Genomic DNA, 22,447 nt, shown 5'->3' with positions numbered 1-22,447 from the left:
CCACCTTCAAGCGATCCCGAACTTGGTCCAGGCCCAGCCCTCGCAAGCTGCGCTGCTCCGGCCCTTTCAGGACACGCCCCAAGCGAAGGGCTCGGCGGTCCAGGCCGATGGTGGCCGGCGACAAGCCCAAGCGCTGGGCCACCTCGGCCGAGGTCAGCCCGGCTCGGACCAGCCGCTGCACCTGCTGGCGACGCTCAGCGAGCTCGCGGGCTTGGCGGTCCCGGAACGCCTGCCGTCCGGAGCCCGCCAGGCGGTGCCGCCGGACAAAGCGGTTCACGGCTTGGTGGGTGACGCCCAGGCGTTGGGCCAAGGCGCGCTGAGTCACCCCTTCGTCCAGCAAGGATTGGATTTCAGTCGGGGAGCGGCCGCCGAGAAAGCCTTTGCGTGGAATCATGATGGAGTGGCCTGACGACGTCGCCCATCGCGCGGCGCTTTGAGACCTGCTCTTTTCATGTAAACAGATATAGACGACGCGCTGACCCCCAGATGCAGAGCCACAGCGTTGGCCGTCTGGAATCGGGCGAGCAGGATCTCGACCTCTGCTCGACTCAAGCCCGAGAGGGTCATTTTCTCCGCCGGTTTACGCATGCCCGGAAGCTTCAGCGGTTTGCGGTCGGTCGATGGTGTAGTGGCCTGGCGGCATCGCCCGTCCCGTGGCGCTTTGAGGCCGGCTCTCTTCATGTAAGAGGACACATGCGCCCCACTGGTTCCGAGATGCAACGCCACTGCCTTGATGGTCTGGAATCGAGCAAGAAGGGCCTCGATCTCTGCTCGACTCAAGCCCAAGAGGGTCATTTTCTCTGCCGGCAGACGCACACGCGGCAGCTTCAGCGCTTGGCGGTCGGCCGTTATGCACGCGTATGGCACGGCCAACTGTTGCGCCATTTCAGACACCGATAGGCCGGCCTCGCTCAACCGGCGCACCTCTTTGCGCCGAGCCAGAACAACCGCCTTCTTTCCGTTTTGCGGCATGTCCAGTTCGTATTTCTTGCAAAACAGGCTAACCGCTTGCTGCGTGACGCCGATCCGAGCCGCCACACGGGTGCGGGTGCCCAGTTCGTGGAGCAGGCTCAGCACTTCCTCAACCGAGTGCCCTGCAATGCTCCTCGGTTGTCGTTGGCAGACCGGCAACCGCAGTCCAAGGGCTTGAGCATCTTTCTGCAAGGTGTAAACAGCCACCCCGAGGAACCTTGCGATGTCCTTTCGTGCCATGCCGGCCTGAATGCAGGCGCGGACCGCATAGCGGCGTTGGCTCACATAAGCCCGGTAGCGCTCCGAGGGCATGGCATCCGCAGGATCCACACGCTGAGCGTGCTCGATTTGCTCCGCTTCGCCGTGTGCGTTGCGGTGCGCGGCCAGGGCGTCGTCCACGTCCATGCTGAAAGGCGTGTTGCGTTGGGCAGCGTCGTAGATGGCTTGGATCTCCGCAGGCATGGGGAGCAGCTCGATGCCGTCAGGCCCGGGAAGAACGCCTGGGGCAAACAAGGTGGAAGGCTCGCGGTTCATCGGCCCACCCAGTAGCCCAGCCCCGCGCTAAGCAAGGTGGCCGCGTATAGAGCGGCGTCCTCAGCGCTGGAAATGTTGAGGGCCATGACCACCGCCCCGAATGCGAGCGTGAGGACGCAACCCGCGAAGATCCCCCCAAAAATCGCGAAATCCACGTAGAGCGATGCGTCGCGCTTCCCGGCGCAGAATAGGGCCAGCGATTGCTTTACGGTCGGGTAAGTCAACGCGATCATAAAAGAGAGAAACGCCGCCGAGCAGAGAAACACAGCAAGGACCAGCATGGAAAGGACCAGCATCGTCAACGCACTCATCCGCGCGACCTCCCCTTGCCCCAGAAAAAGGCCAGCAGACAGAGCACCGCGACCGTGCCGAGGACAAACAGGCCTCCCCCGGTGGCGAGCTGGTGCCAGACGCTGAAGGTGGCTTGGGCCAAGAACGCGGCGATGACCACCATCCCAACTCCAAACAGCCCGCCATGAATCACGAAGCGGCCGTGCGTGCGAGCGTCTCGCTCACCGCCTTTCACCCGTTGCCAAGCTGCCTTGGCGTCGGCAAAGCGCTTGAACGTCCAGAGCGGAATCAGGACCATGAGGCCGAGCAGCGTCAGCAACAGAATCGCGCTCACCATGGGCGGCCTCCCGCGCGACTCCTCAGCGGGCGCGCCTGGAAAGTGAGAGGTTGGCCCCACTGGCTGGGCTTGAGATTCCATGCCATTGGCAGGTGGTGTAGCTCGTGAGGTTGCGCAGGGGAGCAGTCCATGCCATCTAGGAAGAGCTGCGAGTATCGCTTGCAGTCTTCATAGGCCAAAAAGCGAGCGGCGCGCTTACGAGAAAGTGCGTTCCACTTCATCAGCGCTGCCCTCCAACGGCTACATTTTCTCTGCCCGCACCGATGGCTACGGATACGGAAGCTGCCTCAAGCTCTGTAATCACTGGCTGCTCGGTCCCTTCGGAGCGGAGAAAAACTTGATCCCCCACCTCAAAAGCCCCCTGCTCGTCGCCCTGCATGTAGAACGGCAGAATGCGGCCATCGATGCGCAGCGCACATACGCTGTCATCCACACCGTTGTTTCGCGTGTCGCGGCATGGGACGCGCTCATACGTCACTCGGAGCGTGTAGTAACGCTGCGCCTCGTCAATCACCCACAGCGTGACGCTTTCGCGTGTTGCGGGGCTCTTTTTCAAGATTGAGTTGTAAGCCGCGTGTGGGCCACGGCCCGGCGCTTCCATGGGTTCGAAGGACTGAACCCCGGTGGCGCTTTCCGTGGGGGACGCCTCCCAGGCGTGTGTGACCCTTACTGCGATGGTGTGCGGCGTGATCACGGTGGCATTCACCCCGACGGCAACGGCGACCGAATCACTACGGAGCTCGGCGGCGCTGGCGGCAAGGGGGAGCAGGCATGCTAGGGCGAGGAGAGAGAGGTTCATCCGAGCATCATCCCAAGCGCTAGAGCCGCGGCTCCAACAAACATTCCCAACACCAACCCCTTATTGAAGCGATCAGTCAGATCGGCCTGGTGCTTCACATGAAGCTTCCGAATCTCCATCAGGATGCCCTCTTGGCTCCGGATGACCTCTTGGCGCTGCTCTTCAGAAAAAACTTCTTGCGATGCGGTATCCATCAGCGCTGCCCCTCAATCGGCACAACGCGGGTCTTGCTGCCCTTCCCGGTCAGGAACACCTTGTCCCCGGCGCGGATCGGCAGGTCATCGGCCTGAACAATGGCAATGACTTTTCCGCTCTCCAGATCCCGGACATACACCTCCACGCCCCGGCGCTTGCGAAAACCGTTTTGAACGGCCGTGCCGGCGACGCCCCCAATCACCCCACCCGCCACCTTGGCGGCGCTGCGGTAATCGCCTTTAACCTCGCGAGCGGCCCCATAACCCACGGCCGCGCCGATGGCGCTGCCGGCGTTAACCTTCTTGTCCGATTGGAGGACGACCTCGCGGACCATGAGCACCTCGCCCAGGCGGGCGTTCTGAACACTCAAGGTTTCACTGGTGCCGTAACGACGGGCGGAACTGTTGTCCGCAGCGGAGGCCGTCAAGGGGAGCAGGCCGGCAAGGACCAGAGAAAGAACCAAAACGCGCATGAGGCCTCCTTTTGTTATGGGTTGCACTACCCATAACAAAAGGTTTGGTTTGCGCAAGGGGATCGGGAAAAGAAAAAGGCGGCTTTCGCCGCCTTTGTCGTTACTTACAGGGATGCGCTTGCGAAATATCCGACGCGACGGCATCCCACCCAACACCGCGAACACAAATGGCCGGCGATGAAAGCCGTGGCTGGTCGCCAGCCCGCACGATCAACCGGGTGGTTCGGCCGAGAACGTCAGCGGTCACGGCCAACGAACGGCCGTCGCTCCAAGGACGGTCGAAGGAGCCTTCGAGCTGAACCTTTCTTTCTTGAACCTTCTCCCAAGGGATGCCCCCGGCATTGAGAAGGCTGGGGAAATCGTCCAGGGTCGCCCCCTTGGGCAGGTCTACCTCGCCCAACAGAATCACCGCAGTGGGCGCAGCTTCTCTTTCAAGTGCAGCGGCGCTGGGTTGACTGGAACACCCCGCAGAGAGCAACAACGCACCGGCGATGGCCGACAAACAAAGATTACGCATACATCTTCCTTTTTTGTGTAGGTAGAAATACCCATAACAAAGAAAAGGAGATGCGCAAGGGGATATGGAAAAGAAAAAGGCGGCTTTCGCCGCCCTTTCCCTTGGCCTTAGAAGCGCGCTCGCAAGCGAGGGGCTTCCTGGGCTTGGCCGTCCTGCCCGTGGGCCTTCATGGCCGCACCGACCTGGCGCTGGGCGTCGGCCGCAAACCCGCCTTCCGGTGGCTTCCAAGCATTGGCAGCGGGAAGAAGCTCGTCCAAGAGCTTGGATCGGTTGTGGGCTCGCAGCTCGTTCTCAGCGTTGTTCAAGAACGACTTGGTCTCTCGGTTGCTCGCAAAATCGATGGGCTTCATGCCAGGCTCGTTTCGAAAGCCGTTGACATGGTTGTCAAAGCCTTGCTCGCCGACGAGCTTACACCCCTTGTCCCAGTCCGCCCCTGCGAACACCAGTTCTCGGCAGAGTTCCGTCTTTCCCTGCTTCGCCGCTTCATGGAGGACGCTGTAGCCGGCATAGTTGTTGTAGGCCCAGCCCTCGTCTCCGTCGATGTTGAACGTTCGGTTCCGACTGACCAGTTCTTCGTTGGGATCCACCTGCTCCAGCAGACGTTTGGCGTCGCCGGCCTCAACGAGGGCCACAATGTTGAGCACGCGGTCCTGCTCCTCCTTCGTCTCCTCCGCCTTTTCCGCGGCCTGCTCTTCCGCTTCGGCATCCCAATACCGATCCTCGTGGTAGTAATCCCGGGTCGCATAAGGGGTTTCCCCCCTGTCGTTCTCCACATGGTGTTGCGAAACGCCTCGCCCCACCCCATCGACCAACTCTTCCATCGCGCGCTCGTCCGCGGTATGGGCAGGAATGTTTCCCTCCATGTCTTTTGCGTCAACCTGGGCCCCGGCCAACACCAACGCCTGCACCATCTCCCCCGTTTTGACGTAATGAAGCGCGGTTCGGCCCAGCGCATCGGTGTCCCTCACACTACCGCCCTGCCCCAACGCAGCGACAAGCTCGCTGGGCGTTTCGGCCAGGAAAATCGGGTCGGTCGCCGCATCGACGCGCTCACGCGGCGAAAAATCGTCTCGGTGGTTCCGAGCGTTTTCTCGATAAAGCACCGGATCATGTTTGAGCGCTGGCTCGCCATTCGAGTTCAGCAGGGAGGGATCGGCCTTGGCATCCAGCAAGCGCAGCACAACGCTTGGGTCGCTGGCCAGGTGGAGCGGGGTGTCTCCCCCGTCCGTCCGCAGATTCACGTCGGCGCCGGCATCGATAAGCATGTGGCAATCGCCTTCAAGCCCTCGCTTCGCAGCAACATGCAGAGCGGATTGCCCTTGGCTTAGGGCATTGACATCCGCTCCGGCCTTCGCCAACAGCGCCAAACCTTCCGCAGTAGGTTTTTCGGACCAAGCGGGTTCCCTTTGGTATGTGCTCAACAGGCGATCAAAAGGCGAACGCCCTTGTTTGTCCAACGCGTGAACATCCGCCCCAGCCGAGATAAGCAGTTCCATCTGCCACGGCTCCTGACATTTATGCAAGGCGGAATCGCCGCGCGCGTCGCGATACCCTTTCACATCGGCGCCGTCTTCGATGGCCTGCCTTACCTCGTCCTCGAAGCGACCCTTCGTCTTCAGACCAGAGAAGGCCAAAGTGTTCCCCAACCGATCCGTTGCCTCATCGTTGAACGATGGGGGCACACTTTGAGGGCCCTCAACGGGCGAAAGGGTTGCCGGCTCCGCTGAAGCCACTGGCCGCTGGCTTGAATCATCCAAGCGCTCCCGGACCGGGGGTTCAGGCGGCTCAGAAGAAGCCACGCCTGGTAGTTCCGTGTCCTTTTGACGGATGAAGGGTCGAAGTAGATTTGAAAAGACGTTGCCAGCCATGGTTCCTCCGCTTGGTGAGTGATACTCATGTCTTAACAAAGAAAGGGGGATGCGCAAGGGGCTGCAAAGAGAAAAGGGGCGGCTTTCGCCACCCCTCTCAACCCAGCGTAAGAAGCTCAAGAAAAAACATGGCGCCTAGTTAGTGATTTCTCAGGTCGGTTAACTAAGCATTCTTTCCACCCCGGCGACAGCAACCACCGGAAACCACCAATACAGCAAGGATAACCACCCAATCACCTCCTAACTGCTCACCCTGCAAAAGTTATCACTTAGAAGGATAGGAATCGAAGCACGGCCAGGACTTCCCCCGACACATTTATTTCTAACTCAAAACCTCAAAAGGTCAATCCCCCACCTGCGTCAAGCAACTTGGCGCTCCTTGCGTCGCGATGGGGACCTTCGGCCGGCTTCCGCCTTTCGCCCCTGCTCCATGTCCTGCTCCTTCTTGACCTGGGGCAGCGGCTCGCGTTCAAACGCCGGGATGTCCAAAAAGGTCATGACCTTCTCCGCTTGGCTGGCTGCACGGAACAGGGTCCTGGGGTCATCGGCGAGGGCCTTCATCCAACTCTGCAAGTATGCTGCGTGCTGTTTTTCGTGTTCTTTCCCCAGCCCGATCCCGAGGCGCTCTAAAATGAACAAACTTGAGATTTCTGCACAAAGCTCTTCCTTGGCATACCCCTCCGTCCCGAATCGCCCGGTTAGATCGCGGCCGAGCCTGTGCTTGGCCCCGGTCCAATGGGCCAGTTCGTGGAGCAGCGTGGCCTGGTAGCTCACGTCATCGCTGAAAGTGTGGTGCTTCGGCAGGTGAATCGAATCCGCGGCGATGGAGTAGAAAGCCCGGTTGCCGCCATCGTGATGAAGTTTTGGTTGGTGCTTGTCCAACAACTCCCGCACACGCAAGTTGCGGATCGACTCGGGCATGACGAAGGGCGGCGGGGGCTCGGGCATGCCGTCCATTTGGCTGGCATTGAACACCGTGGCGACGAACACCGATGGCCCTTGGTATCCGTTCTTCTCTTCGCCCTCGGTCAACGGCTCGGCCCCGTCTTTGGCCTTGCCCGTCTTGCTGAAATCCCAGTAAGCGATCTGCTGGCCCTTCTCGCCGCGCCTGACTTGGGCCCCAATGCTTTCTGCCTGCCGGTAGGTCAGCCAGCGATTGTCGTTGTAGCCATGGGCCATCTGCGCCCCGAGAAGGATCAGTGTGTTCGAGCCCCTATAGGACTTGCCCGAGGTTGGATTCCACGGCCCGTTGATCGAGCCGTTCTGCGGGGCGTCGGGGTCGTTCCAGGGCCGGCGCCAGGGGATGGTGCCTTGCTGCATGAGTTGGAGCATTCGCTCGGCGGTGGTTTGGATGAGATCCGAATACTTGGACATGGGTGGTTGCCTCAGATCTTTTTCAACCTCCTGCGCCTCTCAACAGGTGGTTGTGGGTGGATGGGGTCAGAACTCGATATGAAGGGTCAGACTCTTGCGGTGATACAACGCTCGCCGCACCAGCTCGGCGATTTCGTCCTCGCTGCGCAATCCCTGGTCGCCGTCTTTGCCAAGACGGACGTGGAGACCAAACCCGCTCTGCACGAGCAAGTATTGCGGGTCCGCTTCCGGCGTCTCTGGACTCTCCAGATCGGCCGGGCCGATGGCCGATTCGGGGAACGCGTCGTCGGGGATGTGGTTGGGCAATGGCATGGGGGCTCCGTTTTGGTTTGGATACCCCTTTGCAATAGCGCAACGTCGCCGGTTGTAAAGGCCTACGCGGCTTCAGCCATCGGTGCGCCCGACAGGAGGGCGATGGCTTCCATGGCCTCTTTGCTCAGAGGGTCACCCAACGGAACCTCCTCGTCCGGGATGGCCTGGGGAGGCCCGCCCTCCAGGCGCGGCTTCAATCCCCCCACGCGCAGGTTGACCCAGCGCTCGGCCTTCGAGCCCTTCGTCGCCTTCTTTTGCTTCTGCTGGAGCCCCGGCATCCGTTCGCGCACGCGCTTCCAAAGCTCTTCTGCGCCCACCGGCTTGCGCCCCAGCTCTTCCAGCACGTAATCGCGGTAGTCGGCATAGATGTCGTTCTTGTCGGTCCACGTGCCTTCTTCTTCGATGACCATGCGCTCGGCGAAATAAGATGCCGTGGTGTCCGTCTCTTGCCGGGTCTGCTCGGCCAGCGCTTTGACGGCCTCGGGCATTTCCTCGGGCAGGCCGCCACGCTCAATGAGGCGCATGGCCCCCTCCAGCAGCCAGTCGATGATCACGGCCATTTCCGCCGGGTCCTCGGTCAGCTTCTTGTGGAAGTCCGGATCGCGGTCCTTGTCGTTCTCGGCCAGGCGCACATTGAACGGGATCATGCAAATCTTTCGCCAGAAGCCGTGTTCGTGACTCGTCACCGAGAACATGGCGTTCAGTGCCAGGAAGAGCGTGCCGCGCGGCACCGTGGTGTAGGCATCTTTGCCCTTGTTCTCCGCTGACATGGGATCGCGCGAGATAAGCGCCTTCAAGACCTGCTGGATGGGATCGGAGAGGACCTTGGGCGCCTCTGTCGCCAGATAAAGAGTCTTGGAAGCGAGAGGTGCCATGGCGAACTGCCCATCCAGCTTGTCGATGCGGACCGCAGTGTTCTTGGGGTGGATGGCTCGCAGGACGTGAAGCAAGGTGCTCTTGCCGTTGCTGCCGCTTCCCAGCAACAGGAAGGCTTTTTCCAGGCACATCGGCATGACCGACGACGCCATGGCTTCTTGAAGCAACCCTCGCACGGCCATGTCAGGCATGAAGCGATCCAGATATTTGGCCCACCGCGACTTGGGGTCCAACGGCTTGGGGGTGTAGCGGCCGGACCTCACCTGGTCGAGGTTGAGCTTCGCTGGGACCAAGGAAGTGATCCCGTGTTTGGGGTCGGCCGGCAGGTATTCGATGTAGGCCTTCTTGTTGGCGTCCTTGAGGATCTCCAGGTAACCGCCCTTCAGCGGCACGATGGCCCGATGCTGGCTTTCAGGCAACTTCATGCCTGGCAAGCGGATCATTTCGAGAATGGCCGTCTTGACGCAGCTGGTCGCGCTGCTCTGCTTGGCGTCCTCCGGGGCGTGCTTGCGCATCCAGTCCAACGCGTGGGCTTCTACTTCCCGGGTGGCTTGCAGGGCCCAGATGCCTTCGGACTCATCCCACTGATACAGCGAAAAATCGATCTCGCCGTTGTCCATCTTGCCGCCAATGCGGAAACAGTTGGCGCGGCGCATATCGTCGGCATAAGCCAGCTCAAACGAGAGGTCTTCCCCAATAACGCCCAGGTCATCCGTGGCGTCGTTGGGATTGGCATCGGCCCCAAAGGCCTTGCCCTTTTTCTTAGGAGCCTGATCAACGGCGTCGCCATTGGCCTCCCCGCCCTTGACAGGGCCAGTCTTCGACTTACTCTTCATGTTGTAATCCCTAGTAGTAAACGCCCCGGTTCGCACCCGGGGTTTTTTATGCCGCTTGACTGGGGCGATGCACCCACTCTTGAAGCGCCTGACGCATGGCCTCGGAAGGGGTTTGCCCACGGGCCACCGCCGTCTCCTCCACCAACGCCTTAAAACTTTTGCTGACCCGGGCCTTCAACAACTCATCCCGTGCGGTCTTTTCGCGTTTCGTCTTCACTGCCTGCTCCGTTTCTTGATTTGTGGTCCTGTTGTGGCCACAAATCCATCTAAGCAGGCTTTACGGAACTGGCAAGGGCTCGCGCCAACGGATGTTCGTTTCTGCTTTCGATGCTCCAGAAACACTTGAAAGTGTGAAATACCTCAAGCATCAGCCTGGGAGGTAGCAAGTGCTTGTTACCCACTTGTTACCCTTCAAACCCTTATGTTTACTGGGGGTAACAGGTGGTAACAAGGTAACAAGTGGTTTAAGAGATCCACGCAAGAAAAATCCACTCACCGCTCACAACATCCATGCATACACCCATCGGGAGCTCGCGATCCACCCGTTACCCTGTTACCCCTTGTTACCTCCTTATGGGACAAGGCTTTCACGGGTAACAAGGGGGTAACAGGTGCTTGTTACCTGTTAGGAAAAACAAGAGCAAAAGCGGCTTGAAGCAAGAGCCGGCGGCTGCTCGCCGCCGAGTCTTGAAGAGGGAAAGGCGGGCCTCCGGCCTCTACTCGTAGAGGTGGAAGCGGGACCAAAACCCGGGGCGCCTGGGACCGATCAGTTCGTTCCCCACCGTGACTTTGACCGCCCCAAGCGGCAAGAAATGAAACGTTTGATTCGCGTGGATCTGCAAAGCCGTCATCGCTGCGCACAACGGATCGATGTCCCCCGCCAGCACCAGGATTTTTTCGCTTGGAAGGTGTTTCTGTTGACTCCTGATCGCGGCAAGGGCAAGCGAACCCGCGCCGCAACAGCTGTCGTAGACCTTGGCTCCGCTCCCACCAGGCCGATGCCTGGTGGCAAGGGTTTGAACCAGATCGAGAAGATCGCCGGGAGTGAAAGACTGACCCAGCCCTTCCCCACCCTTCCTGGCCAGCAGCTCGGCATGGACCCGTCCCAGGACATCGTCAAACGGCCTGCTTGCGAAGACCGCTTTGATGTAAGCGTTGATGGCTGCTACCACTTCAGGCGCTTCTTCGACATTTTTTTTCAAGGGTCCAAAAGCAAGGACTTTGGTGTCGAGGTGACCCTTGGTGTCTGCGTGGATATGTGCCATTGACATCAGTGCGTGCTGAACGAACGTTTCGAATGCAACCCGCGGATTCCACGGCTTGCCAGGAGTGGAAGGGATGGCGCGGATGGCCTTCACAAGGTTGGCGACCTCATTCATCGTTGGCCGCCCCCATGTCAGCGCCCGTCACCCGGTTGGCCTTCTCGAGCCGGATCTCCTCATCCATGGCGATGAACCGATCTCGCGTGAGAGACCAAAACACCACCCGCGTTTCCAGGTATTGAGTGATGATGTCTTTGCACTCGACCACCACGCGCCCGATGGGCATCCGCCAGATCAACTGGTTTGACAGCAACTGAAGTGCGGTCATCGCAGCACACAACGGATCGCGGTCGTTCGCTTTCACGGTAAGCCCCCGAAGGGCCTTCGAATCCTTCCCGGCCAGTTCGTGAAGCTTCACAAGCAACAGCGTGCCGGCTCCGCAGGTGGGGTCACCCATGGGCCACTCGTCTTTTTGAGGCGCTTGAGCAAAGGCGTTCATCGCCCTCGCCAAGCCCCAAGGGGTGAAATGTTGAGCGTCGTTCTTTTTCCCTGACCACACCAACTCATTAAACAATCGGCCCAGGATGCATTCGAACGGCTCGAAGGTTTCCACTGCGCCGCCGTAGGCCTGGCCCGCTTCGTGGCACCAATCCTCGCTTCCTTGCACGTCAGTCCCAAGCAGCGTCAAGTCACACCAGGCGACCAAGGGCCCAAATCCCCGGGTGAACAACTCCTCGGCCTGATTGATCACGCAAACCTTCAGCGCAAACGCGGTGAACTTGCGCATCTTTTCCCTGGGCGATTCCCCGGGGATGGCTTGGATAGCCTTCAACAACCGCTGGTAAGCATTGTTGCGGGGATCGGTCGGCTTTGCCTTCTTCGAAGTGCCCTTACTCATCGTTGGCCGCCCCCACGTCAGCGCCCACCCCAGAACTCACCCGGGCAAAGTCCAGCTCCAGGAAACATCCGCGGATCTGCCCCTCCCTGACCGCCCGCTTCAAGCGACGGGCGCCCTCCTCGCCGTAGGCAATCCACGCAGGGCCAGCAGGGGGCGCGTCACCTACGTCTCCGTTGGCCCGGTGGAACTTCAAGCGGCCCTCCTGGAAGACCACCGCGCTGACATCGGGGTGGTTCAGCACGAAACTTTGGAACCAGCGGGTCTCGGTTCGCGCAAACACCAGGGCGATGCCGCCCCCCGGGTGGTTGGCCATCTTCTCCATCCAGGCCTCTTGCCCCCGGCCGAACGGCGGGTTCATGAAAACGAAGGCATCCGCCGGCCATTCCGACGCCAGGCCGTCATCGCTGGGCTTGAGCATCCGAGCCGCGGTGGGCCACGGCATCCCGTTCTCGGGCGTTGCCGGATCCAGGTCGAAGGGCCCCAGGCCCGTGAAGCCTTCCCTCGGGCTGCCCCAAATATGCTCCGGAGGGGTGAGCCAAGTGGTGGTTGTCTCGAACTGCGGCAAGCGGTCGAAACCAACTGTGGCTGCGGCGAGCTTTTTAGTCCGGGGGATGGAGGTGGTTTTGCGCTCCTTCGGCATGAAGAGGTTGTTCGGGTCAGACGAAGCGGAGAGGATGTTCAATGTGCACACCTTATGGTTGATAGGGAGTTGTTGTTAGTTCGAGGGATTCAGACCTGCGTAGCGGGTCCGAGGTACAGCAAGGGCATCTACGGCAGCTGCACGTCCAGGTGCATGGCAATGTCTTCCAGCGCGTCTTCGTCGGCTTCACCGCCCTCGACCAATGCCCCCACGACAAGGCTGACGTCCACGTCCAGATCAATTCCCCAAATGCTCCACGTCGGCGCATTGAGCTCCTCGGTGCTGAGCCCGTGAAACTGACTCAATGCGTCTTCCCATGACTCGGCTTCGAAGGTGTAGCGGCGGCTGGCGAGCCCCGTCGCCGTCAGCAAGAGGCGTTGCGGCAACGCGGGCGCGACGGGATCGGCGACACCATCGTGGTCGTCCTCCTCGTCCGATCCGAACTCCATCTCACCGGCTCGGTTGAACACGTAGTCCGGGATCGCCTCGTACACCGCGTCCCCCACGCCTCCGCATACCTCGTGTTCGATTCTTTCCAGAGAGTAGGCCGATGACTCAATCAGCCACTGTGCGGCGATTTCAGGATCAAGCGATTCAAGATGGTTGATCGCATCGGACACACACGTGACATCCATGGCGACGCTGTAGTCGACCCACACCGGGCCGGTGACGCTGATGGTGTATCGCTGTTTCATTGGCTGTTCCTTGATGATTTGGCAAAGCTCCGCCCTCACGGCCAAAGGGCCGCGTTGAACGTTTGCTTTATGGGGTTGGGTTACTGCGCGCCAGCAGAGAGGCAAGCGATGCCCGCACTGCCTTAGGCAAGCCCGGAAAGGCGATCGCTGCCCGGGTTGGGGTTACGACTCGGACTGCAAGCCGGGCAGCGGCGCCGTGCGCAGGAGGGGCTGGAAGCTGCCGAGCCACGAGGGAGGCTGCAAATCGCCGGGTGCATGCTGATCGTATGTATCCAGAACAAAGCCGGGCTTGGATGAATGGCCTTTCGTAGCGGCGCGGCACCCCACGGACTCGACCACAAACTGCGTGTCGAAATGGGTCACGACTGCTCGGTAAGAACCGTAAACTTGAATGCAGGACGTGACTTCCTCCGACGTCAGCAAGTCCGGGAGCGTCATTTCAAAGAGTTCCCTTTCAATGCTATCCATCCCCTCAATGAGGGAAGCCGCACTGGTCGTCAAATAGATCTGCGGAACGATCGCTCCATGAGATCGAGAGGAACGATTCGACTTCCGATTACGGCGGGATTTGCTGCTGGGCTTCTTGCTCACGATGGACTCCGAAGGTTGATGGATGCGGAAGGTTGGGTAGCGGTACGAGAGGACAGAGATCACCACCACGAGTCGTAGAAGACATTCCAACCCTGATCGATGAGGCGGCACGCTCCATCGATGAAGATCAGGTCGAAGTGCTGTTCTTCGGGAAGAGACTCGCCAAAGAAGTGCCCCTCCGTTTTCGGAAGCTGTCCGGAAAGCACGGCCTGCCGGAGGTCCTCCAGGTCCTGCCTAGACAGAAACAGGGGCTTCTTGTTGAACTTCATCGGGTCTTTGCAGCCGCTCCGGCTGGCATACAGCGCCTGCATGTAGCCATGCAGATCCGGGTGCTTGCGCCATTCCATGATCGGCACGGCGGTGTTGTCCACCACGTCTTTACGGGTTTTTCCTGCAAACATATCGAGTCCCACGGGAGCATCTCCTTGGTTTTTGGGTAAAGCTTCGCCGTCGCGGCAGATCTGCCGCGCGGAAGAAGTGATCGAAGTAGTGAGCCGCTTGGCCTGACCTACGCCCTTACTCGGAAGCGGTCACGCCCGGACTACAGGTTTCCTTAGGCACCGACCCAAAGTGCGTGCTGAGAGCAGTGCCACTGGGCGGGCCTGGTAGGCGGGGGAAGTGTTCAAGGGCGTCTCCGTTTCTTGTGCGCCCATCCTACCCACTCGCTGGCGACCTCCCATGAAGGGCTAAATCACTGAAAGTGATCGTTTTTCAAGGGCTTGCAAGCAATCATTTTCACGACAAAGTGCGCGAGGACCCGGCATTCGGGCATCCCATTTCGCGGTAAGCCTTTGCCTCAGCCGAGGCTTGCCTCACGCGCCCTGTTCAGCGCTTGGCGGACATCGCTCAGGATCGAGTCGACAGCGTCCATCAGCACGTCGTGCAGACGCCGCTCGACCCAGGGCATCTGGAGCGCCTCCAGGGTCGTGTGAGGCTTTGCGAGGTGGGCAGGGTAGGCCGCGGCAGAGCCAAGCACCCGCCCTCGATCATCCACCGCCCAAGGCAGCACGCGTTCAAGCGCCTTAATGCCAAGCCGCTTGAGTGCCTTTGTCAGGGATTCAATCTCGGCATCGGCCTCAGCGCGCCTGATCTTGGCTACAGCCAATGCTGCCGACAGCGCACTTGCCTCATCCTCTTCGATACGTTGGCGGCCGGCCGATATCCATCGCCCGTTCACCTCCGCCTCGCTGCAATCCAGGACGGATCTCCAGTTGTAACGGGTGCCACCTTTGTTGCTCTTCGCCCTCGTGAAATCAGGAAAGAGCCCCTTCCCCGCCCGGCGTCGACTGTTCAATGAGTCTAGGCTGATGCCCATCGTGTAAGCGGCGACGGCGCCGCTCACATCAGGCTCCAAGCCTTTTCTTGCTCGCGATAGCTCGTCCTGATGTTGCTCGCTCAATGTAACGAGCGGTGACGTCGGATCTTTTCGAGGCCGGCCACGACGCTTGCCCCCCATAATCCCTGGGTCTCGACCTTTAGCTGTTGGCTGGCGTTCTCTCACTGGGCGGCCTCAGAAGCGGAATCGACCGCCACCGACATCTTTTGCGGGTCGGGCAGGCTCAGGCAGAGAGTCGTCCAATGCGTCTTGGCGGGCAGAAGAACGCGCCACCCGCAAGACCTTTTCCACCTCGTCCAACGCAGCGCTCATGGCGGCGTCGTAGGGTTCTCTTGCGTCGACGCTGACCCAAGCCTCCAGCAGAGCCTCGGACAGCGATGCATCCCACACGTTGCCTTCGTCCAGGGCCCGGTCCAGCAGATCTTCCGAGACCGAGAGAACGTGACCGGCGATACAGCCGTCGCTCATTACCCACCCATGGCTGATCGACACGCAGTCTCGCAACGACAGGAAGGACACGCCCTTGCCGACCGCCTTCTTGAGCTTCTCCAACTCCGTCCGGCCCGTCTTTACCGCGAGCTCCCGCTCGAGCTCGCGGATCTGCTGGCGCAGAGCGTCTTCCTCTGCCACCAGCCGGCGCTCCTTGGCTGAGCGACCCAATCGAGCGCGCTGCCACTCGACGAGATCCTCGTACAGATAGCGGACGTGCTGATTGGCCCCGCCGTGAAGGCTGCCCGCGCCTTTTTGAAAGGGCGGCCCCAGCGGGGGCGACCGGCGGCGCCACTCGCCCAGCGTGTCGAAATGCACCCCGAGAAACTGGGCTGCGGCCTTGGTTGAAACGGTGGGCGTCAGGCCGGCTGCAGCGCGCGACAGCTCTTGGTCCAGCGCGCGTTGAAGCTTGGCGCGGTAGTCCTCGTCACTGCGAACCGTTTCAATCGTCTGCATGGCTCAGCGCCAACTTCCTGTTCCTTGGAGCGAACAGTTTAACCGGCTCCTCGCCGGCCTCGTCGAGGCGGGGCTTGTCCAGCCCCTTGAGCCGGTTCCAGACCCGGGGACTGCGGGCCACCATCATCTCCTCAACCTCACCAAATGCCTCGCGAAGGCGTGCCCACTCCTGCTGCGTGTAGCGTTCGGAGACCGGAGACATGCCATCGCCACCGGCCGTGCGGACGTGGTGGTGGAGCATCTGCGAGACAATGCGGCTCTCGCCAAACTTCAGGGCCGCATAACGCCCAAGGGTCCGCCGCAAATCATGCGTGGTCAGGCCCTGGTCGACGTCATCCCGAATGTCCCCCGTATCTCCCTGCTGCCCAACCAAGCCCGCGTCGCGACGCACATTGGCGAGGATCGATTTGCTATCGAGGTAATGGCCCGACTTGCTGCGGCTAGAGCGGGCGGGGAACACGAAGCGTGTCCGGTCCACCTTGCGCAACGCTTCCTGGACGCCTGCCTCCAGTGCAGCAAGGACCGTTCGTGCCGCCCCCTTGGCCTTGGCTGACTTCAGCAACGACTCTGCTGCAGCCAGTTCGCGCAGGGCACCGTCGTCGTCCAGCCGGGTTTCAAAGCGCAGTCGCAGCACCCTCTCCGCGAAGTAGCTGATCGGCAGGAAGCGCTCTTCGCCCGATTTGGTGTCGAACATGAAGACCTGCGGGCCCTCCCGCTTCGTATAGCGGTTGATCTCCCCGGGCTGGCCCAGCCAGACCCATGACACTTCTTCTTGGATCAACTCGCTGTGGGAACAGCGATCCATCCAGCGCAGTTGCGCGGCTTCGCTTCGACGCGTGCCCCAAAGCAAGGTCAGCAGCAGATAATCGGACGCGCCGGCGTTGTGGCCACCCTGCTCATCCCGGCGCCCCACAATCGACTGCAACACCTTTGGGAGCGTGTTGTCGGTCAGCGGATTGCGGACCGCCGCCTTCTCATAATGCTTGCGGAGGTTCCGGGCGCCTCTCAGCAAGTGCCTATCAAAGATGGCCTGCAGGGGGTTGTGCCTCAGCCTAGACTCTCGCCCTTCCCGTCCCGCCAGGACGCTCTCACGTTTCAGCACCATGGCCACCGCGCGATGGGCATCCGTGAAGCTGTGTTCGGTGGCGGCCAGGCCACTGGCCCGGACGCGCTGGACATACTTTCCCGTGATCCCCAGGCTTTCCAGTGTCCGCGTATCCAGCTCCGCCCAGTCCTCGTAGCCCGCCAAAGCTTCTCGCATCGGGGTCGGAATGCGGTTGGATCGGACCATCGCGCTCTTGCGCAACGCGTCGAACGCGGCTTCCACGTCGTCGTCGGTCACATCGGCCACGGCCCGCTGAGCGAACCCCACTTCCGGACGTGACAATCGAGCAAGGCTGTCCTCCAACGCCGTCAGGCTGGACTGCTTCACCAGTCGCTTGGTCACCCGGTCCTTCATGTCGGCGATGTAGACGTCGAAACAGTCGGCCACGGTGAGCCGAGCCAGTCGACCGTCCTCTTGCTGCTGCTGGCTAGCCCGCGCTGCCCGAGTCTTCGGGTTCTCGCCTGACGCCTTGAGCTCCTGAATCAGCTCCCGGGCCACGGAGTAGGCCTCTTCCAGCCCCATGTCCGTGACGTTGCCCAACGCAAAGCGGCGGACCCCCTGCGTTCCGCGCCGAACCACTTCATAGGTCGTCCGGGTCTTGCCCACGTAGAAGCCAAACCCTACCGGCGCCCCTTGGTTTCCATCCAGCACGCGATAGGCCTTATCGCCCTGCTCCGCCGGCCGCTCCACCAGCTTGGCGCGCTTGCCCAAGCCTCCCGACGCAGGGATGCGCCGAACTGAAAGCTCCATCACCTGTTGGTGGGTCAGACTAAACTTGGTGGCCTGGCGCCGGGTGGCGCGGTCCGTCGCAACATTTTTTGGCATGATCGTCCGTGTCCCGATTGGCGTCGCAACACGATCTTTGCCCAAGCAACCGGCCGTCGCAACACCATCGCAACAAAAAACCCCGTTACTTGCCGTTTCTGACGGCAACCCGCCTTCACTCACCGAGACGGACTCCATTGCAAGCCACTGATTCAAAAACAAAACGGAACGAATCCAAGGGGAGTCAAGAGCACACCCCCCTGATGAAGCAGTTCTTCGCCGCCAAGTCCGACTACCCGGACCTGCTGCTGTTCTTCCGCATGGGCGATTTCTACGAGCTGTTCTATGACGATGCGCGCAAAGCAGCGCGCCTGCTCGACATCACCCTGACCCAGCGCGGCAGCTCCGGCGGCGCGCCGATCCCGATGGCGGGCGTGCCGGTGCATGCCTACGAGGGCTATCTGGCGCGGCTGGTAGCGCTGGGCGAGTCGGTGGCGATCTGTGAGCAGATCGGCGACCCGGCGTTGGCCAAGGGCCTGGTCGAGCGCAAGGTGGTGCGCATCGTCACCCCTGGCACGGTCACCGATGAGGCGTTGCTGGACGAACGCCGCGACACCCTGCTGATGACGCTCTCGCGAACCAAGCAGGGCTACGGCCTGGCCTGGGCCGACCTGGCCGGTGGCCGCTTCCTGGTCAACGAAGTCGAGACCGACGACGCGCTGGAAGCCGAACTGGCACGGCTGGAACCGGCCGAGCTTCTGGTGCCCGACGAAGAGAACTGGCCGGAGTTCCTGCGCCAGCGCACCGGCGTACGCCACCGCGCGCCGTGGCTGTTCGATGCAGACAGCGGCCGCCGCCAGCTGCTGAATTTCTTCAAGCTGCATGACCTGAGCGGCTTCGGCATCGACGACAAACCGCGTGCCACTGCCGCGGCCGGTGCTCTGCTCGGCTATGTCGAGGAAACCCAGAAGCAGCGCCTGCCGCACCTGACCTCGATCGCGATGGAAACCGCCGGTGAGGCGATCGCGATGAACGCCGCCACCCGCCGTCATCTGGAACTGGACACGCGTGTGGATGGCGATACCCGCAACACGCTGTTGGGCGTGCTCGACAGCACGGTGACGCCGATGGGCGGCCGCCTGCTGCGGCGCTGGCTGCATCGCCCGCTGCGCCTGCGCGAGGTGCTGGTGCAGCGCCACCATGCGGTGGAAACACTGATCGACCGCGGCAGCGACGCCGACATCCGCGAGCAGTTCCGTCGTCTGGGCGATCTCGAACGCATTCTTACCCGCGTTGCGCTGCGCTCGGCACGTCCACGCGATTTCTCCACCCTGCGCGACGGCCTGGGCCTGCTGCCGGCGGTACGCGAGGTGCTGGCGCCGCTGGATTCGCCGCGCCTGCAGGCGCTGCATGCCGCACTCGGTGAGCACGACGACTGCGCACAGCTGCTGGCCAGTGCCATCGCCGAGATGCCGCCGCTGAAACTGAGCGATGGCGGCGTGCTGGCCGACGGCTTCGACGAGGAACTGGACGAGCTGCGCCGCCTGTCCACCCACGCCGACCAGTTCCTGGTCGACCTGGAACAGCGCGAGCGCGAGAGCAGTGGCATCCCCACCCTGAAGGTGGGCTACAACCGCGTGCACGGCTACTACATCGAAATCAGCAAGGGCCAGTCCGAGCGCGCACCGGTGCACTACACCCGCCGCCAGACACTGACCAATGCCGAGCGCTACATCACCGAAGAACTGAAGGCATTCGAGGACAAGGTGCTGTCGGCGCGCGACCGCTCGCTGTCGCGTGAGAAGTACCTGTACGAGCAGCTGCTGGATACGCTCGGCGGCCAGCTGGAACCCTTGAAGCAATGCGCCGCTGCACTGAGCGAACTGGATGTGCTGGCCGCCTTCGCCGAACGCGCGCAGGCGCTGGACTGGGCGCGTCCGGAGCTACAGGCCGAACCGTGCCTGAAGATTGAACGTGGCCGCCACCCGGTGGTCGAGGCGGTGCGCGAGCAACCGTTCGAACCGAACGACCTGGACCTGCATCCGGACCGCCGCATGCTGGTCATCACCGGCCCGAACATGGGCGGTAAATCGACCTACATGCGGCAGAACGCGCTGATCGTGCTGCTGGCCCACATCGGCAGCTTCGTGCCGGCCAGCCGTGCGCTGATCGGCCCGATCGACCGCATCCTGACCCGCATCGGCGCAGGCGACGACCTCGCCCGCGGGCAGTCGACCTTCATGGTCGAGATGGCCGAGACCAGCTACATCCTGCACCACGCCACCGCGCACTCGCTGGTGCTGATGGACGAGATCGGCCGCGGCACCTCCACCTACGATGGCCTGGCCCTGGCCGATGCGGTGGCCCGCCACCTCGCCTACCAGAACCGCTGCTACACGTTGTTCGCCACCCACTACTTCGAGCTGACCGCGCTGGCCGACGAGCAGCACGAGGGCGGCCGCAGCGGTATCGCCAACGTGCACCTCGATGCCGTCGAGCACGGCGAAGCCCTGGTATTCATGCATGCGGTGAAGGACGGCCCGGCCAACCGCAGCTTCGGCCTGCAGGTGGCGGCGCTGGCCGGGCTGCCGCGCACGACCGTGGCGCAGGCCCGTCGCCGCCTGGCGGAGCTGGAGCAGCGTGGTGGCGAAAGCCATGCCGCCGAACTGGCGCCGCAGGCGCTGGATGCACCGCAGCAGTTCGGCCTGTTCGCCGCACCGGCCAGCAAGTCGCAGGAAGCGCTGGCCGCGATCGATCCGGACGAGCTGACCCCGAAGCAGGCGCTGGAAGCGCTCTACCGGTTGAAGGCGCTGCTGTAAGTGGGCCTGGCCAGGGGGCGTCACGCCCCCTGGATGCCGCCGCGAAGAATCCTGCATACTCGGCCACGCAGGTCGCCACAGGGGAGCTGGGGCGCCGTTCTGCACAATCACTGAAACTGCGATCCCAGCAGCGTGGAATGGGGCCAGGCAGCATGCAGCCGCACCGAAGCCATGGGATTCGATCACGAGGGAACGATCATGCGGCGTGCGGTTCTAGCGTTGTTGCTGGTAGGGGGTGTGGCCAATGCACAGGAATACGTAAGCAGCGAACGCACCTATGACGAACGCCTGCGGGGTGCGCGGGTCGCGGCGCTCAGCGACGATCTGTTCGGTGACTCGCTCAGCAAGAAGGATGGCTCACTGCAGTTCTCGCAGACCGACGTCGTCGTGCCGACCAGCAGCGGAATGCGCGTCGCGTTCACCCGCACCACGCCGAGGCAGAAGCAGGGACTCGACCGAGGCGCCGCTCCGCTGGGGGCATCCTGGGAAATCGATGCTCCCTACATGATGGGTTCCTACGATCAACGCAGGGGCTGGAATGCGGTCGGTGGTGGCCGCTGCAGCGGCAACAACGTATCGCCCACGGAGTCGGTTGGCCCGTCACCCGACTTCAACACCCGGGTCATTCCGAAGCACACCTATTGGAGCGGCATTTTCATCAACCTGCCGGCGGTGGGCTATGAACCGCTGTTGATGAAGGAAGCAGGGGCCAGCCTGCCCCAGGATGGCGCAGCCTACATCGGCACCTCGGCCAGCCAGTGGCGGGTCAGCTGCCTGCCCGCCATCAAGAATGGCACCGGCGAAGGCTTCGTTGTGCGGACCACCGATGGCACCCGCTACTTCTTCGACTGGATGGCGGTGCGTGACCAGCACGACGTGCTGGCCAACGAGTATTACCGCGACGGCAATGGCAACGGCACCTCCCAACCGTACCTGCTGGTTCCAGTGGTCGATGTCTTCCTCTATGCGACGCGGGTCGAGGACCGCCACGGCAATTGGGTCAGCTACAGCTACGACGCTGCCAACCCGACGCGCCTGCTGGCGATCAGTTCCAATGACGGCGCCCGGATCGACATCGACTACGACGCGCAGGGCAAGATCGGTGCCGTCCGCGCCGGAGACCGCACCTGGCGCTACAACTACGTCGACAGCTACTGGGGACGCACGCTCAATGAAGTCGTCCTTCCTGACCAGTCGCGCTGGACCTTCTCCACCGACCGCCATGCCGGTGCCATGCCGTGGACGATGGTGCCCCCCGTCATGAATCCGGGCTTCTACATGAACGCCTGTGCGCAGGACCCAGGGACATTCCGCTCGGAAGTTGCTGGTGACCCGGCCTACAACGACGTGATCACGATGCGCCATCCGAGCGGCGCGCAAGGGGTGTTTTCACTTCGCCAGTTGATCCACGGATCAGACAACACGCCGGGCAGCTGCGGCATCATCGGCACCAGTACCTCCAGCTTCGGGTTTGGCTCGTTCGGCACTCCCAGCGCCTACATGGCCAAGTCGCTGGTGTCCAAGACGCTGTCCGGGCCCGGCATCCAGACCGCCTCCTGGACGTACACGTACTCACCGCACTGGTCATTCACCGGTGGCTGCACCTCCAACTGTGTTTCAACAACCTGGGAAAACCGGCCTGACGGCGTACAGGCCGAGTATGTCTTCGGCAACGACTACACCACCAACATCGGCGACCTGCAGATCGAGCGCCTCCGCCGCGCCGGCGTAGTGGTGCAGGAGACCCGCTACGTGAAGGCAGGCGCGTCGGCCGCCTACCCCGCACGCTATGGAACCCAGCTGGCGCCACGCGGGAATCCGCTGACCACCCAGATCCGCCCGATGCAGGACACCCAGCTGCGCCGGGACGGGATGCTCCATCGTCGTTATGTGGATGCTTTCGACGGCCTGGCACGCCCCGTGCGCGTCATCGAATCGAGCGCCGCGGGCCCATGACCCGAGCGGGTCGCGGCGTGACCCGCAGGACGCCTGGCTTTAGGCTCCAGCA

General features: G+C 62.0%; 22 protein-coding genes. 2 read left to right on the top strand and 20 right to left on the bottom strand.

Translation table 11 applies throughout. The features are described 5' to 3' along the window. Positions 1 to 390 precede the first annotated feature (390 nt). From ACMZPQ_RS04145 to ACMZPQ_RS04050, 20 genes are all read right to left on the bottom strand, one after another. Positions 391 to 1,434, bottom strand: a complete 1,044-nt coding sequence (locus ACMZPQ_RS04145) for a hypothetical protein (protein WP_157806597.1) — start codon at positions 1,432 to 1,434, stop codon at positions 391 to 393. 68 nt (positions 1,435 to 1,502) lie between these two features. Continuing rightward, positions 1,503 to 1,817: a hypothetical protein gene (locus tag ACMZPQ_RS04140; RefSeq protein ID WP_024957519.1), complete on the bottom strand. Its 315-nt coding sequence runs from the start codon at positions 1,815 to 1,817 to the stop codon at positions 1,503 to 1,505. Continuing rightward, positions 1,814 to 2,134 (bottom strand): hypothetical protein, encoded by a 321-nt coding sequence (locus ACMZPQ_RS04135; RefSeq protein WP_049441806.1) that lies wholly within the window; start codon positions 2,132 to 2,134, stop codon positions 1,814 to 1,816. Before ACMZPQ_RS04135 ends, ACMZPQ_RS04140 begins: the two co-directional genes overlap by 4 nt. Positions 2,135 to 2,354: 220 nt before the next feature. Then, entirely contained in the window at positions 2,355 to 2,933 is a 579-nt protein-coding gene (locus tag ACMZPQ_RS04130) for a hypothetical protein (RefSeq protein WP_049441808.1), read from the bottom strand. Next, positions 2,930 to 3,127: a hypothetical protein gene (locus ACMZPQ_RS04125; RefSeq protein WP_049441810.1), complete on the bottom strand. Its 198-nt coding sequence runs from the start codon at positions 3,125 to 3,127 to the stop codon at positions 2,930 to 2,932. Before ACMZPQ_RS04125 ends, ACMZPQ_RS04130 begins: the two co-directional genes overlap by 4 nt. Further along, a complete protein-coding gene (locus tag ACMZPQ_RS04120) occupies positions 3,127 to 3,600 on the bottom strand; it encodes an outer membrane lipoprotein (RefSeq protein ID WP_049441812.1) in 474 nt (157 codons plus the stop codon). The genes ACMZPQ_RS04125 and ACMZPQ_RS04120 overlap by 1 nt, the downstream gene beginning before the upstream one ends. A gap of 624 nt (positions 3,601 to 4,224) precedes the next feature. After that, positions 4,225 to 5,985 carry an ankyrin repeat domain-containing protein gene (locus tag ACMZPQ_RS04115; RefSeq protein WP_197580583.1) on the bottom strand — a complete coding sequence of 587 codons (1,761 nt, stop codon included), beginning with the start codon at positions 5,983 to 5,985 and terminating at the stop codon, positions 4,225 to 4,227. 360 nt (positions 5,986 to 6,345) lie between these two features. Beyond that, on the bottom strand, positions 6,346 to 7,359 hold the full coding sequence (locus ACMZPQ_RS04110) for an ArdC family protein (RefSeq protein ID WP_100442698.1): 1,014 nt from the start codon (positions 7,357 to 7,359) through the stop codon (positions 6,346 to 6,348). A 66-nt stretch (positions 7,360 to 7,425) separates the two neighbouring features. After that, positions 7,426 to 7,671 carry a hypothetical protein gene (locus ACMZPQ_RS04105; protein WP_100468025.1) on the bottom strand — a complete coding sequence of 82 codons (246 nt, stop codon included), beginning with the start codon at positions 7,669 to 7,671 and terminating at the stop codon, positions 7,426 to 7,428. Positions 7,672 to 7,733: 62 nt separating this feature from the next. Continuing rightward, entirely contained in the window at positions 7,734 to 9,383 is a 1,650-nt protein-coding gene (locus ACMZPQ_RS04100; RefSeq protein ID WP_100468024.1) for a DNA primase family protein, read from the bottom strand. Between the two features lie 46 nt (positions 9,384 to 9,429). Next, entirely contained in the window at positions 9,430 to 9,600 is a 171-nt protein-coding gene (locus ACMZPQ_RS04095; protein ID WP_140222693.1) for a ribbon-helix-helix protein, CopG family, read from the bottom strand. Positions 9,601 to 10,099: 499 nt separating this feature from the next. Then, a complete protein-coding gene (locus ACMZPQ_RS04090; RefSeq protein ID WP_049451765.1) occupies positions 10,100 to 10,762 on the bottom strand; it encodes an N-6 DNA methylase in 663 nt (220 codons plus the stop codon). Then, positions 10,755 to 11,543, bottom strand: coding sequence for a DNA methyltransferase family protein (locus tag ACMZPQ_RS04085; protein ID WP_146256385.1), 789 nt, complete (start codon positions 11,541 to 11,543; stop codon positions 10,755 to 10,757). Before ACMZPQ_RS04085 ends, ACMZPQ_RS04090 begins: the two co-directional genes overlap by 8 nt. Next, positions 11,536 to 12,225, bottom strand: coding sequence for a DNA N-6-adenine-methyltransferase (locus ACMZPQ_RS04080; RefSeq protein ID WP_229298517.1), 690 nt, complete (start codon positions 12,223 to 12,225; stop codon positions 11,536 to 11,538). Before ACMZPQ_RS04080 ends, ACMZPQ_RS04085 begins: the two co-directional genes overlap by 8 nt. A gap of 86 nt (positions 12,226 to 12,311) precedes the next feature. Beyond that, positions 12,312 to 12,878, bottom strand: a complete 567-nt coding sequence (locus tag ACMZPQ_RS04075; RefSeq protein ID WP_008267292.1) for a hypothetical protein — start codon at positions 12,876 to 12,878, stop codon at positions 12,312 to 12,314. Positions 12,879 to 13,040: 162 nt separating this feature from the next. Then, positions 13,041 to 13,469 carry a hypothetical protein gene (locus tag ACMZPQ_RS04070; protein WP_146256386.1) on the bottom strand — a complete coding sequence of 143 codons (429 nt, stop codon included), beginning with the start codon at positions 13,467 to 13,469 and terminating at the stop codon, positions 13,041 to 13,043. A gap of 59 nt (positions 13,470 to 13,528) precedes the next feature. Then, a complete protein-coding gene (locus ACMZPQ_RS04065) occupies positions 13,529 to 13,882 on the bottom strand; it encodes a hypothetical protein (protein WP_040008476.1) in 354 nt (117 codons plus the stop codon). Between the two features lie 383 nt (positions 13,883 to 14,265). Then, complete coding sequence (locus ACMZPQ_RS04060) at positions 14,266 to 14,811, bottom strand: hypothetical protein (protein WP_049446852.1); 546 nt, start codon at positions 14,809 to 14,811, stop codon at positions 14,266 to 14,268. Positions 14,812 to 14,979: 168 nt separating this feature from the next. Then, on the bottom strand, positions 14,980 to 15,750 hold the full coding sequence (locus ACMZPQ_RS04055) for a nucleotide-binding protein (protein WP_008266608.1): 771 nt from the start codon (positions 15,748 to 15,750) through the stop codon (positions 14,980 to 14,982). Continuing rightward, positions 15,737 to 17,680, bottom strand: a complete 1,944-nt coding sequence (locus tag ACMZPQ_RS04050; protein WP_040008484.1) for a site-specific integrase — start codon at positions 17,678 to 17,680, stop codon at positions 15,737 to 15,739. The genes ACMZPQ_RS04055 and ACMZPQ_RS04050 overlap by 14 nt, the downstream gene beginning before the upstream one ends. Positions 17,681 to 17,817: 137 nt before the next feature. Here ACMZPQ_RS04050 and mutS point away from each other — a divergent pair, with 137 nt between their 5' ends. Further along, complete coding sequence (gene mutS / locus ACMZPQ_RS04045) at positions 17,818 to 20,439, top strand: DNA mismatch repair protein MutS (protein ID WP_414486070.1); 2,622 nt, start codon at positions 17,818 to 17,820, stop codon at positions 20,437 to 20,439. A gap of 198 nt (positions 20,440 to 20,637) precedes the next feature. After that, positions 20,638 to 22,395 carry a wall associated protein gene (locus ACMZPQ_RS04040; RefSeq protein WP_197580581.1) on the top strand — a complete coding sequence of 586 codons (1,758 nt, stop codon included), beginning with the start codon at positions 20,638 to 20,640 and terminating at the stop codon, positions 22,393 to 22,395. The last annotated feature ends 52 nt before the right edge of the window (positions 22,396 to 22,447 follow it).

The sequence above is a fragment of the Stenotrophomonas maltophilia genome (assembly GCF_047497515.2).
Classification (GTDB): Bacteria; Pseudomonadota; Gammaproteobacteria; order Xanthomonadales; family Xanthomonadaceae; genus Stenotrophomonas.
Note: the sequence above shows the minus strand (reverse complement) of the source record. Positions and strands in the feature narration are given on the sequence as shown.

What these genes read in the sequence shown, in the direction of transcription:
- ACMZPQ_RS04145 (WP_157806597.1), bottom strand. Translation starts at nt 1,434, where the DNA reads ATGCCTGCGGAGATCCAAGCCATCTACGACGCTGCCCAACGCAACACG.
- ACMZPQ_RS04140 (WP_024957519.1), bottom strand. Translation starts at nt 1,817, where the DNA reads ATGAGTGCGTTGACGATGCTGGTCCTTTCCATGCTGGTCCTTGCTGTG.
- ACMZPQ_RS04135 (WP_049441806.1), bottom strand. Translation starts at nt 2,134, where the DNA reads ATGGTGAGCGCGATTCTGTTGCTGACGCTGCTCGGCCTCATGGTCCTG.
- ACMZPQ_RS04130 (WP_049441808.1), bottom strand. Translation starts at nt 2,933, where the DNA reads ATGAACCTCTCTCTCCTCGCCCTAGCATGCCTGCTCCCCCTTGCCGCC.
- ACMZPQ_RS04125 (WP_049441810.1), bottom strand. Translation starts at nt 3,127, where the DNA reads ATGGATACCGCATCGCAAGAAGTTTTTTCTGAAGAGCAGCGCCAAGAG.
- ACMZPQ_RS04120 (WP_049441812.1), bottom strand. Translation starts at nt 3,600, where the DNA reads ATGCGCGTTTTGGTTCTTTCTCTGGTCCTTGCCGGCCTGCTCCCCTTG.
- ACMZPQ_RS04115 (WP_197580583.1), bottom strand. Translation starts at nt 5,985, where the DNA reads ATGGCTGGCAACGTCTTTTCAAATCTACTTCGACCCTTCATCCGTCAA.
- ACMZPQ_RS04110 (WP_100442698.1), bottom strand. Translation starts at nt 7,359, where the DNA reads ATGTCCAAGTATTCGGATCTCATCCAAACCACCGCCGAGCGAATGCTC.
- ACMZPQ_RS04105 (WP_100468025.1), bottom strand. Translation starts at nt 7,671, where the DNA reads ATGCCATTGCCCAACCACATCCCCGACGACGCGTTCCCCGAATCGGCC.
- ACMZPQ_RS04100 (WP_100468024.1), bottom strand. Translation starts at nt 9,383, where the DNA reads ATGAAGAGTAAGTCGAAGACTGGCCCTGTCAAGGGCGGGGAGGCCAAT.
- ACMZPQ_RS04090 (WP_049451765.1), bottom strand. Translation starts at nt 10,762, where the DNA reads ATGAATGAGGTCGCCAACCTTGTGAAGGCCATCCGCGCCATCCCTTCC.
- ACMZPQ_RS04085 (WP_146256385.1), bottom strand. Translation starts at nt 11,543, where the DNA reads ATGAGTAAGGGCACTTCGAAGAAGGCAAAGCCGACCGATCCCCGCAAC.
- ACMZPQ_RS04075 (WP_008267292.1), bottom strand. Translation starts at nt 12,878, where the DNA reads ATGAAACAGCGATACACCATCAGCGTCACCGGCCCGGTGTGGGTCGAC.
- ACMZPQ_RS04055 (WP_008266608.1), bottom strand. Translation starts at nt 15,750, where the DNA reads ATGCAGACGATTGAAACGGTTCGCAGTGACGAGGACTACCGCGCCAAG.
- ACMZPQ_RS04050 (WP_040008484.1), bottom strand. Translation starts at nt 17,680, where the DNA reads ATGCCAAAAAATGTTGCGACGGACCGCGCCACCCGGCGCCAGGCCACC.
- ACMZPQ_RS04040 (WP_197580581.1), top strand. Translation starts at nt 20,638, where the DNA reads ATGCGGCGTGCGGTTCTAGCGTTGTTGCTGGTAGGGGGTGTGGCCAAT.